Origin of the sequence: Paenibacillus sp. Soil766 (genome assembly GCF_001428105.1) — a bacterium.
In the GTDB taxonomy this organism is placed as follows: Bacteria; Bacillota; Bacilli; order Paenibacillales; family NBRC-103111; genus Paenibacillus_E.
The window spans coordinates 26411-42260 of the sequence record NZ_LMSJ01000030.1 but is presented as its reverse complement, the minus strand read 5'-3'; the positions used below and the strand labels follow the sequence as shown (position 1 = coordinate 42260).

Annotated in this window: 15 protein-coding genes; 11 read left to right on the top strand and 4 right to left on the bottom strand. The window is 48.1% G+C overall.

Annotated elements, in window-relative coordinates; all coding sequences use genetic code 11:
- Positions 1-28 precede the first annotated feature (28 nt).
- The 5 genes from spoVT (at position 29) to ASG89_RS22475 (ending at position 4813) form a co-directional block, all read left to right on the top strand.
- Positions 29-571, top strand: a complete 543-nt coding sequence (gene spoVT, locus ASG89_RS22495; protein ID WP_057313309.1) for a stage V sporulation protein T — start codon at positions 29-31, stop codon at positions 569-571.
- Between the two features lie 132 nt (positions 572-703).
- Positions 704-2464 carry a polysaccharide biosynthesis protein gene (locus ASG89_RS22490; RefSeq protein ID WP_082593510.1) on the top strand — a complete coding sequence of 587 codons (1761 nt, stop codon included), beginning with the start codon at positions 704-706 and terminating at the stop codon, positions 2462-2464.
- 166 nt (positions 2465-2630) lie between these two features.
- Complete coding sequence (gene mazG / locus ASG89_RS22485; RefSeq protein WP_057313308.1) at positions 2631-4157, top strand: nucleoside triphosphate pyrophosphohydrolase; 1527 nt, start codon at positions 2631-2633, stop codon at positions 4155-4157.
- A 120-nt stretch (positions 4158-4277) separates the two neighbouring features.
- Complete coding sequence (locus tag ASG89_RS22480; RefSeq protein ID WP_028557378.1) at positions 4278-4550, top strand: HU family DNA-binding protein; 273 nt, start codon at positions 4278-4280, stop codon at positions 4548-4550.
- Positions 4550-4813: an RNA-binding S4 domain-containing protein gene (locus tag ASG89_RS22475; protein WP_057313307.1), complete on the top strand. Its 264-nt coding sequence runs from the start codon at positions 4550-4552 to the stop codon at positions 4811-4813. The genes ASG89_RS22480 and ASG89_RS22475 overlap by 1 nt, the downstream gene beginning before the upstream one ends.
- A gap of 341 nt (positions 4814-5154) precedes the next feature.
- Here the strand turns inward: ASG89_RS22475 and ASG89_RS22470 are convergent, their stop codons facing one another.
- The 4 genes from ASG89_RS22470 to ASG89_RS22455 form a co-directional block, all read right to left on the bottom strand.
- Positions 5155-6762: an extracellular solute-binding protein gene (locus tag ASG89_RS22470; RefSeq protein WP_057313306.1), complete on the bottom strand. Its 1608-nt coding sequence runs from the start codon at positions 6760-6762 to the stop codon at positions 5155-5157.
- A gap of 45 nt (positions 6763-6807) precedes the next feature.
- Positions 6808-7710, bottom strand: a complete 903-nt coding sequence (locus ASG89_RS22465) for a carbohydrate ABC transporter permease (protein ID WP_057313305.1) — start codon at positions 7708-7710, stop codon at positions 6808-6810.
- On the bottom strand, positions 7704-8672 hold the full coding sequence (locus ASG89_RS22460) for an ABC transporter permease (RefSeq protein ID WP_057313304.1): 969 nt from the start codon (positions 8670-8672) through the stop codon (positions 7704-7706). Before ASG89_RS22460 ends, ASG89_RS22465 begins: the two co-directional genes overlap by 7 nt.
- 78 nt (positions 8673-8750) lie before the next feature.
- Positions 8751-9677 (bottom strand): helix-turn-helix domain-containing protein, encoded by a 927-nt coding sequence (locus ASG89_RS22455; RefSeq protein ID WP_057313303.1) that lies wholly within the window; start codon positions 9675-9677, stop codon positions 8751-8753.
- 392 nt (positions 9678-10069) lie between these two features.
- Between ASG89_RS22455 and ASG89_RS22450 the strand changes: the two genes are divergently transcribed.
- The 6 genes from ASG89_RS22450 (at position 10070) to spoIIE (ending at position 15784) form a co-directional block, all read left to right on the top strand.
- The gene (locus tag ASG89_RS22450; protein WP_057313302.1) at positions 10070-10741 is read left to right on the top strand and encodes a phytanoyl-CoA dioxygenase family protein; all 672 of its coding nucleotides are present in this window, start codon (positions 10070-10072) and stop codon (positions 10739-10741) included.
- 187 nt (positions 10742-10928) lie between these two features.
- On the top strand, positions 10929-11216 hold the full coding sequence (gene yabP, locus ASG89_RS22445) for a sporulation protein YabP (protein WP_056617955.1): 288 nt from the start codon (positions 10929-10931) through the stop codon (positions 11214-11216).
- Positions 11213-11788: a spore cortex biosynthesis protein YabQ gene (gene yabQ / locus ASG89_RS22440; protein WP_057313301.1), complete on the top strand. Its 576-nt coding sequence runs from the start codon at positions 11213-11215 to the stop codon at positions 11786-11788. Before yabP ends, yabQ begins: the two co-directional genes overlap by 4 nt.
- 15 nt (positions 11789-11803) lie before the next feature.
- Complete coding sequence (locus ASG89_RS22435) at positions 11804-12127, top strand: FtsB family cell division protein (RefSeq protein ID WP_057313300.1); 324 nt, start codon at positions 11804-11806, stop codon at positions 12125-12127.
- 222 nt (positions 12128-12349) lie between these two features.
- Positions 12350-12949 carry a S1 domain-containing RNA-binding protein gene (locus tag ASG89_RS22430; protein WP_057313299.1) on the top strand — a complete coding sequence of 200 codons (600 nt, stop codon included), beginning with the start codon at positions 12350-12352 and terminating at the stop codon, positions 12947-12949.
- A 342-nt stretch (positions 12950-13291) separates the two neighbouring features.
- Entirely contained in the window at positions 13292-15784 is a 2493-nt protein-coding gene (spoIIE, locus tag ASG89_RS22425) for a stage II sporulation protein E (RefSeq protein WP_057313333.1), read from the top strand.
- Positions 15785-15850: the final 66 nt, after the last annotated feature.

Below are 15850 nucleotides of genomic sequence, written 5' to 3'. Positions count from 1 at the left end.
GAAAGCGGAAAGTGAGGCATCTAGAGATATGAAAGCAACTGGAATTGTCCGTCGGATAGATGATTTAGGGAGAGTTGTAATCCCCAAGGAAATACGGCGCACCCTACGCATTCGTGAAGGTGACCCTTTAGAAATTTTCGTTGATCGTGATGGAGAAGTTATTCTGAAGAAATATTCACCGATTGGTGAGCTTGGTGATTTTGCGAAAGAATATGCGGAGTCACTGTTTGAAAGCACCAATCACGTTGCCTTGATTTCGGATCGAGATCATATCATTGCTATGGCTGGCGGATCTAAGAAGGATTACTTAGAGAAATCCGTTGGGGCGATCATAGAGTCTTGCATGGAAAATCGTAAGGCTGTTATTGAAAGCAGTTCAGGTCAATTCGAGATTATTAAAGATACCACTGAAACGTTCACTTCCTTCGTAGCGGCGCCGATTGTAGCAGGGGGAGATCCCATTGGTTCGGTCATCCTGATTTCGAAGGACGAGAATGTGAAAATGGGCAATATGGAAGTTAAAATGGTCGAGACTGCCGCTGGATTTCTAGCGAAGCAGATGGAGCAATGAACACATAATTCCAAACGAAGGCTTCCTTACGGAGATGATGGATCTGTAAGCGAAGCTTTTTTTTGTCTGAAGGGGTAGATTTCGCTATAATACGTACATAGGAAGCATGTTTGTGTAGAGGAGTAAATCGGGATGAAGGCTACCTTCAAGGAGCAAGATTGCCAGAAAGAAGGGCTCCATGGGCATGGTAACGGTAAGCAGGGGAACAAGCTGTTAAAGGGCGCTGCCTTGCTTGGCGGTGCGGCTGTGCTCTCTAAGTTACTTGGGACGCTGCAGAAGATTCCTTTGCAAAACGTAGCCGGAGATGTAGCTTTTGGCATTTATAATGCGGTTTATCCGCTCTATATTCTGATCTTATTTGCAGCTACGGCTGGGTTTCCAGTCGCTGTGTCGAAGTTTGTAGCCGAACGCGTCATGGCAGGGGATCATCCTGGTGCAAAACGGATTGTGGTTGTTTCATCTGCACTATTGATGAGTGCGGGGTTTTTCTTATTTCTCCTGCTGTATTTCGGTGCGGAGACGATTGCTGGTTGGATTGGTATTTCGCAGACTGTGACGGCGATCCGCAGCGTATCCTTTGCTCTGCTCTTATCTCCGGTCCTTGCTGTCCTGCGGGGATATTTCCAAGGGTATCAAAACATGGTGCCTACTGCGGTCTCGCAAGTCATTGAACAGCTCATTCGTGTGATTACGATGGTCGCGTTATTGCTGTATCTGGTTGCACTTGCCTACGATGAGGCATGGATCGCTGCGGGGGCCACATTTGGCTCTGTGACAGGCGCTGGAGCAGGTCTAGCCGTAATGGCCGTGTATTGGCGGCGAGAGCGGCGTGCGGAGCGTATAAAGCATCTGAAGGCAGACTTACCCGCGGATGTTGAGCTAGAGGGTGAAAGCGGCCAAGATGTGAGGAAAGTAGTAGCCGCTGGCTTAGAAGTCGAGCAAGTAAGTTCATCTTGGCAATGGGCGAAACGGATCACGGTGTATGCGATCCCGGTCTGCTTAGGTGCTATTGTTGTGCCGTTACTCACGCTTGTGGATACATTCACCATGCCTCGACTGCTGGATGCTTTATTTGGGAGCGAGCTGGAGGCTATGCGTCAGTTCGGCCTTTATAACCGTGGGCTTCCACTAGTTCAGTTGGTCGTGATGGTGGCCTCCTCAATGTCGGCTGTTTTGGTACCGGCTATCGCAGAAGCGAAAATAAGGGGGCAAGTTGATCTGATCCGCTTTCGCGCAGAGATGTCCATAAGGCTTGCGTGGTTGATCGGGCTCGGCGCCTCGTTTGGCCTCGCCTTCTTAGCGATGCCGATCAATCTGATGCTCTATACGAGCACCGAGGCGAGCTGGACGATGGCCGTGTTGGCCTTCACGGCCTTGTTTAGTACGCTGAACGCTGTCAGTGCCAGCGTTCTCCAGGGCACCGGCGCGATCCGCACGCCGGTTCTTGCGCTGCTCGTTGCCATCGTGCTGAAAGCACTCGGCAACGTCGTGTTGATGCCCCGCTGGGGCATCGACGGCGCCGCGCTCAGCGCGGTGATCGCCTACGCCGCTGCGGCGGGGCTGAACCTGGTGCAGCTGCGCCGCAGCACCAGAGTGCGCTTCGCGCTGCGGCCGTACGCCGTCAGTCCCACGCTTGCCGTGGGGCTGATGGGCGGCGGCCTCGCAGCGCTGCAAGGGCTGGCCATGCTCGCTAGTGCGGCATGGCACGTGCCTGAGCGATGGAGCGCGAGCGCCATCGCTCTCATAGGCGTAGCCGGCGGCGCGGCCGTCTACGCGCTTGTGCTGCTGCGCAGCGGCAGCATCAGCCGCGAGGAGCTGCGGCTGATGCCGGAGCTGGAGCGGAAGCTGGCGAGGCTCCAGGCGAAGCTGAGGCCGCCGAATCGTGATGAGTAGCGGCGTGGGAGCTATTGTTCAAACTAGTAAGTCGAACTGGTGCATATCTCGCTTTATAATGTATACTGTGCAACAGTGTAGCCCGGAGTCAACGGATTGTGTTCCAATCGACTGGCGAATTTCGCCGCATAACTCCCTATAACCATTACTCAGGAGGTGTCATTCTATGTCAACAAGCAACCCGCGAATTACTGTCCTTGGACTCGGGACAGGAGACGAAGATCAATTAACCTTAGGCGTATGGAAGAAGCTTCAACTAGTGGCAAAGTCGCAAGCGAAGCTATTCCTGCGCACGAAAGATCATCCGATGGTTCACCTGCTGGATGCGAACGCCATCCCATACGAAACGTTCGACGCGAATTATATGTCGAATGAGTCGTTCGAGGGCGTCTACGAGTCCATTGCGGAAGCATTAATCCATGCAGCGAAAAGCCAGGCGGCAGAAGTGTTGTACGCGGTCCCAGGTCATCCCATGGTGGCGGAGTACACGGTGCAACTTCTGAAACAACGTTGCCCTTCTGAAGGCATCGAACTCCAAATTACAGGTGGAGAGAGCTTCTTAGACCAAGCCTTCTTACGCTTTGGCTTCGATCCGATCGATGGCTTCCAGTTGCTGGATGCGACGAGCATCAGCCGTTATGCGTTGAATCCACAGCTTCATACGGTGATTGGGCAGGTGTACGATACCTATACGGCCTCTGATCTAAAAATCAGCCTGATGGATGCCTATCCAGATGAGTACAGGGTAGTTGTTGGTCACTCTTTAGGAGTTGCAGGTCAAGAACAAATCATCGAAGTGCCGCTCCATGAGTTGGATCATGTCAAAGGCTACGGTAATTTGTCACTTGTATGGGTGCCTCGCAGCGAACAGCAAGAAACATATTACCGAACGTTTGGTAAGCTCCATGAGATTGTACAAACCCTGCGCAGCCCAGAGGGCTGTCCTTGGGATCGTGAACAGACACATGAGAGTCTGCGCAAGAATCTGATTGAGGAAGCCTACGAAGTGCTGGAAACCATTGATGAAGATGATCCAGATCACATGTGCGAGGAGCTTGGCGATTTGCTTTTACAAGTCATGCTGCATGCCCAAATGGAAGAAGAAATCGGCACCTTCTCCGTGTATGATGTGATCGCGACATTGAATGAGAAGCTGATCCGCCGTCATCCGCATGTATTTGGAGAGTCGACGGCAGAGGATGCCGATGAGGCGTTGGTTAATTGGAATGCAATCAAGGTTGAAGAGAAGCGGAAGAAAGGCATTGATGTGACGAAACAATCGGTGCTAGACGGGGTTCCACGTGAGTTGCCGGGCTTGATGAAGGCGATGAAGCTGCAGAAGAAAGCGGCGGCGGTAGGTTTTGACTGGACAGAACTGGATGATGTGTTGGCTAAAGTGGAAGAGGAGCTTTCCGAGCTGCGCGAAGCGATTGCGTTAGGAGCAGAAGACGGGGCTCAGGAGCGCCGTGACGAGCTGGGAGATGTTCTCTTCTCTATCGTTAATGTTGCTAGATTCCTCAAAGTGGACCCTGAGGAAGCGCTAGCCCAAACAAATCGTAAATTCATGCAAAGATTTTCGTATATCGAGGAACAGCTACGTTTAAAGGGCTTATCTTTTGAACAAACTGGGTTATCAGAGATGGAAGTTTACTGGCAGGAAGCAAAAAAAGTTGTAAAACTTGATCAGCGATAGAAGGATTTTGACGAAAAAAGCAGAATACTAGACTTGTTGCAAGGTATAGTTATGAAATGTAACCACACTTGGTACATAGAAGATGGGATCTTCAAACATTTTGGGAGGTAAAGAAAACACATGAACAAAACAGACTTGATCAACAACATCGCTGAAAAAAGCGGACTTACTAAGAAAGACGTAGAAGTTGTCCTTAACGGATTCCTTGGTGAAGTGACAGACGCTCTTTCATCCGGAGATAAAGTACAATTGATTGGTTTCGGTACATTTGAAACTCGTAAGCGTTCTGGCCGTACAGGTCGCAACCCGCAAACGGGCAACCCAATCGAAATCGCAGAATCCAATGTTCCTGCTTTCAAAGCGGGCAACAAGCTTAAAGACGCTGTAAAATAATGCGTATCGATAAATTTCTCAAAGTATCTCGTCTGATCAAACGCCGTACGGTTGCAAAGGATGTGTCCGACCAAGGGCGCGTGTGGATTAACGGTAGGGATGCGAAAGCGAGTACGCATGTGAAAGTTGGAGATGAGCTATCCATTCAGTTCGGTCAAAAGAAAGTGACGATTCGCGTTGAGCTTTTGACAGAGTCGACCCGTAAGGAAGACGCTGCGCAGATGTACACGCTGCTGAAGGAAGAAGCCTTCCAATCCGAATAGCGCATAACGATGAAATAGCCTGGGATTCCTGCAGAGGGAGTCTCGGGCTATTTTTTTGACCACATAAGAATTTATAAGTTTCCGAGGCTCGGAAGAACAAATTCTTATTGGCGATAAAAACCACCATATATAGGGATCTTTGGTTGGAGACCAAAGTCTCTCCACTTAATAACGCGGTCGCTCATCCTCGAAGGACTTCGATAGAAGTTTTTCTCATGGAAAAGCAAATAGAGGGCTTTCGCCCTCTACTGCAATGTCAATTCGCTACTCTACTGCCACGTTCGATCCATTTGAACCACTACCGTGTCCTTGCGCCGGACAGACTCGCAGGTACGAATTGATCAGTTTTTCTTGTAACGCTCGTAGGCGGCATTGTATATTTTCAAATACTCATCAAGACCCATTTTTTTGAACTGTTCCACGTACTTATCCCAGTCCGTCACGCCGCCGACAATGAACTTCGCTTGCATCTCCTTCACATAGACATCAATGTCCGCGTGGAGTTGATTCATCCTTGCGTTCTCTTCCAGTGTGTAAATGAAGGCTGGCCACACTTCCTTCGGAAGGTACGGTTTTACCGTTTCCGTCGCTTCTATCATTGAAGGCACTGCGGCTTTGAACGTCTTTTGTTTCACGATGCCCGGATAAGACCCGCCTGGCCATGTTAAATACTGCGAGATAACCTGCTCCAACGTTTTTCCGTCAGGGCTATTCGTTACGTTTTTCGTATACTGCAAATCGCCGTTTTGTAATTCCTCATACGTCTCGCCCTTCCAGCCCATGAAAAACTGCTTGTTCCCTTCTTCGCTGTAGAAATAATCGATCCATCGCACCGTTTCCGCCGGATATTTGTTTTTATCTGTAATAACAAACGCACCAGGCGATGCTAGAGAGGAACCGATAAAGGAGAATATTTGATCTCCGTGAGGCCCCTTCAGTGCAGGAGCTCCGATATAATTCGTTTGCTTCATCAGCGTTTCCATGCTCGTGACGATGGATGATCCATAAATGCCTTCTGTGCCCTTCGCATAAAACTCATTTGCCGGTACAGTGAAAATGTCCTTACTAATCAAGCCTTCTTTATAAAGCTTATGAATGAACTCCATCATTTCTTTATAGTTCGGATCGGTCGGAACAAAGCGAAGCTTCCCAGATTGCGGCTCCACATCGACATAAGCATGCGTACGTCCGCGGTTCGTCAAGCCCCATGCGCCCTTCAAGTGATTGATCAAATTATCAGCTTTAATCCCTGCGTACGGAACCTCGTCATTTTTGCCGTTACCGTTCAAATCCGTTGTTTTCACGGCCTTTAAATACTGATAAAACTTTTCGGTCGTATCCGGAGGAGCCATGCCCAGTTTATCCAGCCATGTTTTGTTAAGCCATAACGGCGAGCTCACGAGCAAATAGGTGAAGTTCGGGTCGTAGTAGGTTGGGAATGAGTAAATGTTGCCATCCGGCATCGTAATCCCTTTTTTCAATGCGGGGTTCTGGTCGAGCAGCTTCTTAAAGTTCGGAGCATATTTGTCGATCAAATCATTGAGTTTAATAAACGATCCTTCTGAACCGTGTTTGATCAGATCTGATGCTGTCAATTTGGCCGTATGGAATGCGTCGGGGTAATCCCTGCTGGCCATAACCAGATTGAACTTCTCCACTAGTCCCGCAGTCGGAACCATCTGCCATTCGATGTCCATGTTCGTTGTCTTCTCATATTCGTTAAAAATCCTCACAGTATTCCAGTTCGGATTGGTTGTCGGAGCCTGACCTGCCATCATTGTCAGCTTGATGGGCTCCTTCACGATCGGGAATCCGGTTGCATTCATATTGGCCGTTTTCTCCTCTTTCCCCATGTTATCCGTACTTGTACCTGTATCCTTACTGCAGCCCGCGACCAGTATCATTGCACACATCGCGACACTCATCGATACTCCCCACTTTTTGCGCATGGATGTAAGCCCCCCTTAGTTTTTGTTCATCTATCACTTCAAGAGTTACCCCTTCAAAGCCCCTACCATAACGCCTTTGACAAAATACTTTTGTAAAAAAGGGTACAACATCAGCACGGGGAGATTGGCAACAACAACAACCGCGTATTTCAACCCTTCTACCTGCATCATATGCTTCACGAGCGACTCGTCCTGAACCTGGATCATGTCGTTCATCTCGTTCTGAATTAAAATTTCCCGCAAAAATAGCTGCAGAGGGAATTTGTCCCGGTCGTTTAGATAAATGAGCGCATTGAAAAAGGCATTCCAATGATGGACGCTATAGAATAACGTCATGACCGCCATAATCGGCATGGACAACGGCAGTACGATCCGAAGTAAAATCTGGATATTAGAGCAGCCATCAATCGAGGCTGATTCCTGGATTTCATGGGGAATGCTGCTTTGGAAAAACGTCCGCATAATGACAACATTCCATACGGATACCGCACCAGGAATAACTAGTGCCCAAATCGAATTGAGCATGCCAAGGTCGCGGATCAACAAGTAGGTTGGGATAATCCCGCCGCTGAAAAACATAGTAAACACCATAAATCCGGTAATCAGATTGCGTCCGGCAAAATCCCTGCGAGATAACGGGTATGCGATCATCGTTGTAAGCAGCAGGTTAATTGCGGTCCCTAAAAGGGTGTATACCATCGTATTGGCATATCCATTCAAGATGTTCTTATTCTGGAATACCTTCACGTACGATCCGAAATTAAAATCGACAGGCCATAGCCACACATTGCCCTTCATAATTTGTGATGGGTCGCTTAAGGAAGCACTAATCACAAAGATGAGCGGGTAGATAACGATCAATGTCGTAAGCGCCAACCCCATATAAATAAGGACTTCAAAAACTCGATCGCCTCTCGTTTGCCCCAATTGCGATCCCCCCTTTACCATAAACTTGTTTCATTTACTTTGCGGGCCAAATAGTTCACTACGATCAACATGATGAAAGTGATCACCGCATTGAACAAGCCGACAGCCGTCGAATAGCTGTACTGTGCACCCGCAATACCCATTCGATATACATGTGTGGCAATGATGTCCGATGTTTCCATATTCAATTGATTTTGCATGAGAAATACTTTCTCGAACCCGACGCTCAAGATGCGACCGACGTTCAGGATGAGCAGAGTGACGATCGTCGGCATAATGCCAGGGAGATTAATGTGCCATATTCGCCGTATCCGACTGGCTCCGTCAACTCTCGCCGCTTCATGCAATTGCTGATCCACACCGGCCAAGGCGGCCAGATAAATAATCGAACTCCACCCCATGTGCTGCCATGCACCTGAAAGCACATAAATCGTTTTAAACCACCCCGCGCTCATCATGAAAGAGACAGGATCTCCGCCGAACAGCTTAATGAGCTGGTTGACAATACCCGTTTGCGGGGATAAAAAGATGAATATCAGCCCAACAAGAACTACCGTAGATAAGAAGTGCGGTGCGTATGTAACCGTTTGCACAAATCGTCTGTATATTCCATTTTTTACTTCGTTGATCATTAATGCCAACAAAATCGGTAGCGGAAACCCGACAACAAGCTCATATATGCCGATGCCAAGCGTATTCTCGATTAATCTCCAAAAATAGTAGCTGTCAAAAAAACGTTCAAAATGGACAAGGCCCACCCAAGGGCTGCCCCAAATTCCTTTCGAGGCAACAAAGTTTTTAAAAGCGATTTGTAGACCGTACATAGGGAAATACTCGAAAATGATGAAATAGATGAGCACTGGGATGGCTAACAAATAAAGATCCCAATTTTTGCGAAACGGCCTCCATCTTCCAGGCCGAACCGGCTTCCTCACGGAAGGAAGTTCCGGTTTATCCTTATCCGTCGCTGTGATAGCAGCCATACAATTTCTACTTCCCTTCCGGATCAATTTGTTCAAGACACCGTGCGGCTCCACGGGGTAAGTGTAAATTCGGTGAATTTACAGGGGAGAATAATAGTAATAATGGTTCAGCGGATACGAGGCTTCAGAGCCATTGACGGGCGACAAGTGCCTGAGATGTGGTGCCGAGTACTTGTGCCTGTATTGGGAGGCAGTCATTCCTTTCATGTTCATGAACGTCCGATAAAAGTAATGCACGTTCTGAAAGCCGACGGTATAGGCGATCTCGGAAATGGTCCATTTCTCCTGGAGCAAAAGCTGGCAGGCTCTTTCGATTCTACGTGTCATAATCGCCTTCTGGGGCGACATCCCCATATACTGGACAAATTTTCGGGTGAAATACTCATGGCTCCAACCGACCTCCTGGGCCAAGTGGGCGATCGTGATCGGCTCCTTCAAATGAGAATCGATATAATCCAATGCTTTCAGAACGGGCAACGAATGCTTCGTATCCGAGATCGGCGTGGATTTTGACGAAGGCATCCCTTTTAAGCCCTCCAACTCCGCCAGTGCTGAAGCAAGCAGCAGCTTGCAGCGTTCTTCCCACAGATAAACCTTTTTGTTGGACAAATGCAAAATTTGTTTGATTAGCAGCGGTACAAAAGTCTCCTCTACCGATTGTAAGCAGACGGAGTCGCCCGATGACGATAATTTATCGGAGTCTGATTCTTCCGGCCCCCTTTCCCAATGGAACGTAATGAATAAATGCCGGACCGGCTGCGCTTTGTCGAATTCATAGGAATGCGTTAATCCTGGCGGCGTAATGATGACACAAGGCTTATTCAGAACGATCGACTTATTTGAGCATATATAGCGTGTTTCCGTTCCGGTAGGGAAATAAACAATCTGGTAGTTCTGAAAGCAGACCGGACCGTATACCCAGCCTGGCTTCACAATAAAATCACCGGATCTCAATAACCGGATCCGCTCAAATTCGACTGTGGAATGAATCAGATCAAATGACAAGGCAGACACTCCTTTTCTGGAATATTCAAATAGTATAAACGCCCTGATGCGATTATCCATAATCAGATGCCGAAACCCATTGACCCTGTGTACGATTGTGAACATTTTGTAGATCGTATGCGGCGTACACTTGGGCATCCTTAGTTGATCTAACTGGTACTAGTATGCGACATTTCGTGTCTTCCTCTCAATGCATGGGAACAGCGAATTTGTGCACGGATTTGATGTTAAATATTAAAAACTAGTAAATGCCAAGTCCGTACACAAAGTAGCGTTTTTGGTGCATATTTAATTTTTCAGAATCAAGGTAAGCTGTTTATGCGGTCGTCAAGACACAACTTGACCCTATTCACTTGACCCTATTCAGATATAAAAAGAGGAGGACTTGCGCAATGACAGTTCAAGCTAAAGAGGAATATGCAACAATCGGGTATACCGTGCTCCCTCAATTGTTTTCGGGGGAAGAAGTGCTCATGTACAAGGAAGCGGCTCGTACAATATTGGAACAAAACGGAGTTGGCAAGGAAGGCGTTTATTTGGGAATGGCGGTGGCCAGCTCCTTATTCAAGAAAGCTGCTGCACATCCAGTATTGGTGGCGGCATTGAGGGACATTATTGGAGACGATGTCATCTTCTTGAGTGACAAGCTCGTTTTCAAAAACTCGTCCACTGATTTCGGTTCACCTTGGCACCAGGATTATCCCTATTGGAATGGAAGCCATAAGGTGTCGGTGTGGATCGCTTTGGATGATGCCACCCCCGAAAATGGATGTCTGAGGGTCGTCCCCGGTTCTCATTTGCTAGGATCCGCTACTCATGGAGGCGATGCATCGGACGGACTTGGCTTTAAAAATCGCTTGGATGACAGCGATCTCGAAGGTCAGAACGTGGTCGATTTAGTCGCTTCGCGGGGGGATGCCATTATTTTTCACGATCTACTATACCATGCCTCCTACCCGAATACGTCCGGGCAAGACAGATGGGCATTGATTTCAACTTATAAAGACGGGACTCAGGAAGACCCCGAATATAGTTGGGCCAAGGCAGCGTTCAAAGTAAGCTGAAGGAAGGAGAGCCGAGGCTTAAGAGGCATCCAGATTATTGAATAAGTGGTACACGTCGCTTTACAACTTAACATAGTCGTGTAAAAACAGTCCCAGCTCTATAGAAGCTTGGGCTGTTTTGCTTTCGCAGTTCTAAAAAAGGACATCCCCCCATATCGTAAGAATAGGTGAAGGAGGGGTACAGGCCATGATTGAACCTGTAAAAAACAGTAACAAAAGGCAAGAAATTAAGATGCTGAATCGCAAGCTCTTGGAAATATCGGGAGTTTTGAACGTAGAAAGCTTTGATAGCGAAGAATTCCTCCTAGAAACGGAAATGGGCTACTTGATGATTAAGGGGCAAAATTTGCACATCAAAAACCTGAGCTTGGAGCAAGGATTAGTCGCCATTGAAGGTATTATTCATGAATTAGCCTATGTGGACGGGAACACCCAGGAGAAATCCAAAGGGTTTCTTGGTAAGTTATTTAAGTGACGCTTCACGTTCAATTTCAGACGATTTTCATGATGTTCCTGAGTGGAATTTGCATAGGGGCTCTGTTCGATATTTTTCATGTACTCTCGGGCAAGCTGCGATTGCCACGATGGACCATCCCAATTGTAGATAGTATCTATTGGATTGTGGCGATAATCCTAGTGTTCAAGATGCTCATTTACAGTAATGAAGGACAAGTTCGCATTTTTATTTTTCTTGGAATGGGGATCGGACTTTGCTTCTATTTCGGTCTTCTTAGTCCGCTTGTCATTCGTCTAATACTCATTCTCATACGAATTATTGTGGCGATTTACCGCTTCCTTACGAGGACTGTCGAAATTTTAATCATTAAACCGATTATTGGGTTATATCGTCTAACGGTGATAATTTTAGGCTTTTTGCTAGCCGTAGCTATATTCCTTTACAGAATTGTGCTACAATTGCTCTATCCTTTGTGGAGATTATTCCTCTGGATGACTAAGCCTGTGCATAAGTACTTGGTGATCCCTGATTGGTTGAAGAAACTAAAGGGACGTATCATTGCGCTTTATCACAGGATATTCTCGAAGTAGGAGGATTTCCTATTCATGCATGCTCAAGCAACCGTTTCAACCAAGCGCATCAGTCGGGAAGGCTCGAAGCGAAGACTGCGTATCCTTTTGATCATCGTCTTATGTTTTCTGAGCTGGGCTGCTGTTAACATCTGGGGGCAGTTCGCCAAGCTGCACGAGAAGAAAGCCGTCGTAGCGAATATGGAGCAACAACTCGCCGAAGCGCAGAAGATAAATGCCCTCACGACGAAGGAAATCGCACGACTGCATAACGACGAATATTTGAATCAGATCATTCGCCGGGACTTTCATTACAGTAAAACGGGAGAGACGCCACTAAGCGCCTCGAGGCCGCAATGAGAAAACCTTTATCGAGGTAATTCGAAGGTGAGCGACCGTGTTTAGATGTCGGTTTTATCGCCAATAACAAAGCAATTTTCGGATACCGAAAACTTATACTTTTTTATGTGGTAAAAAACGTTACGAAGAAGTGGCGAATGCCGTGTTGACCGTGGTTTCTGCATCGGTTATAATCGGCGTAGCCAGTGTTTTCAACATTTTAAGGGAGGAACATTTTACTTTATGGCAATTGAAGTTGGCACCAAGTTAGAGGGAAGAGTGACGGGGATTACTCACTTTGGAGCATTCGTCGAGCTTGCTGAAGGAGTTACCGGTCTTGTTCACATTTCGGAGATCGCGGACAATTATGTGAAGGACGTTAATGACCACTTGAAGTTGGAAGACAAGGTAACGGTCAAAGTAATTAACGTGGACAAGGATGGCAAGATCGGACTGTCGATCAAGCAAACGATTGACAAGCCAGTTGAGGAAAGACCAGCTCGTCCTGAACGAACAGGTGGCAGCAGCTATCAAGGTCGCCCTAGTGGAGATCGTCCAAGTGGCGGTTACCAAGGTGGTCGTCCAAGCAGCGGCGGAGACCGTAGTGGTCCTCCAAGCGGTGGTCAAGGTGGTAGTGGCGGTCGTCCGGGTGGCGGCGGTGGCTTCAATCGTGGCGGCGGCGGTGGTGGTCGCGGCGGCTTTAACAAGCAGCAAGGCGGAGCTAGACCGTTTTCGTTCGAAGATAAAGTATCTCGTTTCCTCAAAGATAGTGAAGAGCGGATTTCGTCCTTGAAGAAGAACACCGAGTCCAAACGCGGTGGCCGAGGCGGAAGAAGAGACTAATAGATGCAGATGATGAACCACATTCGCTCCGGCGGATGTGGTTTTTTCTTTGCCGTGTAAGACAGATGTGCGACAAGTCCGGCAAAAACAGCCGAAATCAATCGACATGGAGTTACGGGTATCTCCCTCATATGCGGGTCGAAGTTTCGAGGTAATCAGACTTCTGGAAACGTTTTCACTATGAGGAACCTAGAGTAGGCAAGGGCTGGGACCTGTTGACAAAGACATCGGGACATGTCGGAAACTTTTTTGAATCTATCAACTCATTCTGACAAACTTTCTGCTAGATTGTATCTATACTAGAGTAACAAATAAGGGAAGAAATGGATGGTGTTCGAGAATATGCAAAGACGAAGCTTAGGCGCGGTGATGGGAAGCGGATGGTCGGGAATTTGGCAGAAAGCAAAAGTAGGCGTTCACGGTGCAGCTGTGGAGAATCGGTGGGTTCAAGCTTTTGTTGCTAAGAAATGGTCGTTGCTGCTTATCGTCATGGGCTTCTTGCTCGGTCGGGCGATGATTCTGGAACAGTTGTCACCATTTGCTTTAGCGTTTGTCGCAGTCATTTATTTTACAAGAAAGGATATCTTACATTGGGTGGGTATTGCAGCGTTTGCCGGAAGCTTGCTCGCAGTGAATGGGAACACCGGTTATCTGGTGACAGAAATCATTATCTTCTTAGGGATCCAGAAGGCACTTGAGAAATATGAACGCTCAGACGTTTCGTTAGCGCCGCTGCTCGTGTTCAGCTCAACGTTTCTCGTGCAGCTCTTTGCGGAGTTGGTTGTGTCTAACTTGACGTGGTACTCGTTGATGATGCTTACCGTTGAAGCGTTGCTGAGTTTGGTGCTGACGCTCATTTTCATTCAAGCGATCCCTGTATTCACGCTTACCCGCAAAAACTATCATCTGAAACATGAGGAGATCATTTGTTTAATTATTTTGCTGGCTTCGGTCATGACAGGTACTGTGGGTTGGCTTGTGGGTCCTGTCACGGTAGAGCATGTGCTATCTCGTTACTTGATACTACTGTTTGCATTGGTAGGAGGAGCGCCGTTCGGAGCATCCGTTGGTGTTGTTACAGGGCTGATCCTGAGTCTTGCGAATAGCAATGCGATCTATCAGATGAGTTTACTTGCTTTCTCTGGTATGCTCGCAGGTCTACTTAAAGAGGGGAATCGATTAATGGTTGCCTTCGGGATGCTGATCGGCTCGTCTATTCTATCTTTCTATATGGGTTCTAGTGTGGATATGATTAATTCAGCCTGGGAATCTCTTGCGGCCGTTGCATTGTTCCTCCTGACACCGCGCAGTGTGATTCTCATGCTTGCTAAGTATGTGCCTGGTACCCAAGAGAATCTGAAGTCGCAGCAGGATTATGCGAAGCGTGTGCGGGATGTGACAGCTGGCCGCGTGGAGCAATTCTCTGAGGTGTTCCGCCAGCTGGCGCGCAGCTTCAAACAGCTGACGACCGAAGATGAGGTGAGTCGTAAGGAGGAAGATGTCGGACATTTCATGAATGCTGTCGCTCAGAAGACGTGCGAGTCGTGTTGGAAGAAGAGCCAGTGCTGGGATCAGAAATTCTATCAAACTTACACGTATATGACGGATATGATGAGCCAAATTGAGACGAAGGAGAGTATGACGAAGAAGCAGATTCCGCCTGAATGGAAGAAAGTGTGCATTCGTTCGGAACAAGTGCTAGATGTGATGAAAGGGCAATATAGCTTATATAAGAATGACAGGCATTGGAAAAAACAGATCATCGATAGCCGGCATCTTGTAGCCGACCAACTGTCAGGTGTTTCGCAGGTCATGGAAGACTTAGCGAAGGAAATCAAGAGAGAAGGACAGGAGTTGTTCCTTCAAGAAGAACAAATTCGTAATGCCCTGGAGGAGCTGGGCTTATCTATCCATACCATCGATGTGATTTCCTTAGACGAAGGAAACATCGAAATCGAAATTATCCATCAATATACGAAAGGATTTGATGAATGTCGGAAGATCATCGCGCCGCTTCTGAGCGAAATCATCGGCGAGAACGTCGCCGTGATGCGTGAGGAGATGCACACGCGCGGCGAGGGCTACAGCACGGTCGTATTCGGCTCCGCCAAGGAATACGAGGTGGAAACCGGAGTCGCCGGCGCTGCCAAGGGAGGCGACCTCTTCTCGGGCGACAGCTACTCCACGGTGGAGCTGGGCAATGGCAAGTATGCCGTTGCGCTGAGCGACGGCATGGGCAATGGCGAGCGCGCGCGCGCGGAGAGCGAGACAGCGCTTAGCATCCTGCAGCAGCTGCTGCAGTCGGGGATGGACGAGAAGCTCGCGATCAAGTCGCTGAACTCGGTGTTGATGCTGCGTTCATCCGATGAGATGTACGCCACGGTGGATATGGCATTGATTGATATGTACAGTGCCCACACGACATTTATGAAGATTGGCTCTACGCCAAGCTTTATCAAGCGTGGTACGGAGGTTATCCCGATCTCGGCAAACAATCTGCCGGTGGGCATCTTGAGCGAAATTGATGTCGATCTGGTCTCCATACCCTTGCAATCAGGGGATATCCTTGTCATGATGACAGATGGCATCTATGATGCCCCAGGCCATGCTGTGAACAAGGAGATGTGGATGAAGCGGATGATTCAGGAGATCGATACCACTTTGCCGCAGGACTTCGCGGATTGCTTGTTGGAGCGTATTTTCCGTCACCATCACGGGGAGATTCAGGATGATATGACTGTTGTTGTAGCACGTATTGAGAAGAGGCAGCCGGATTGGGCAACGTTCCGTTGGCCGGGCATTACACGCATGGAGCGTCCGAAAACAGTTAGTTAAAGGTTCTAATAAGCCGTGCCGGCTCATTTGCCGGCGCGGTTTTTGAAGTAGAAGAAAGGCGGTTAG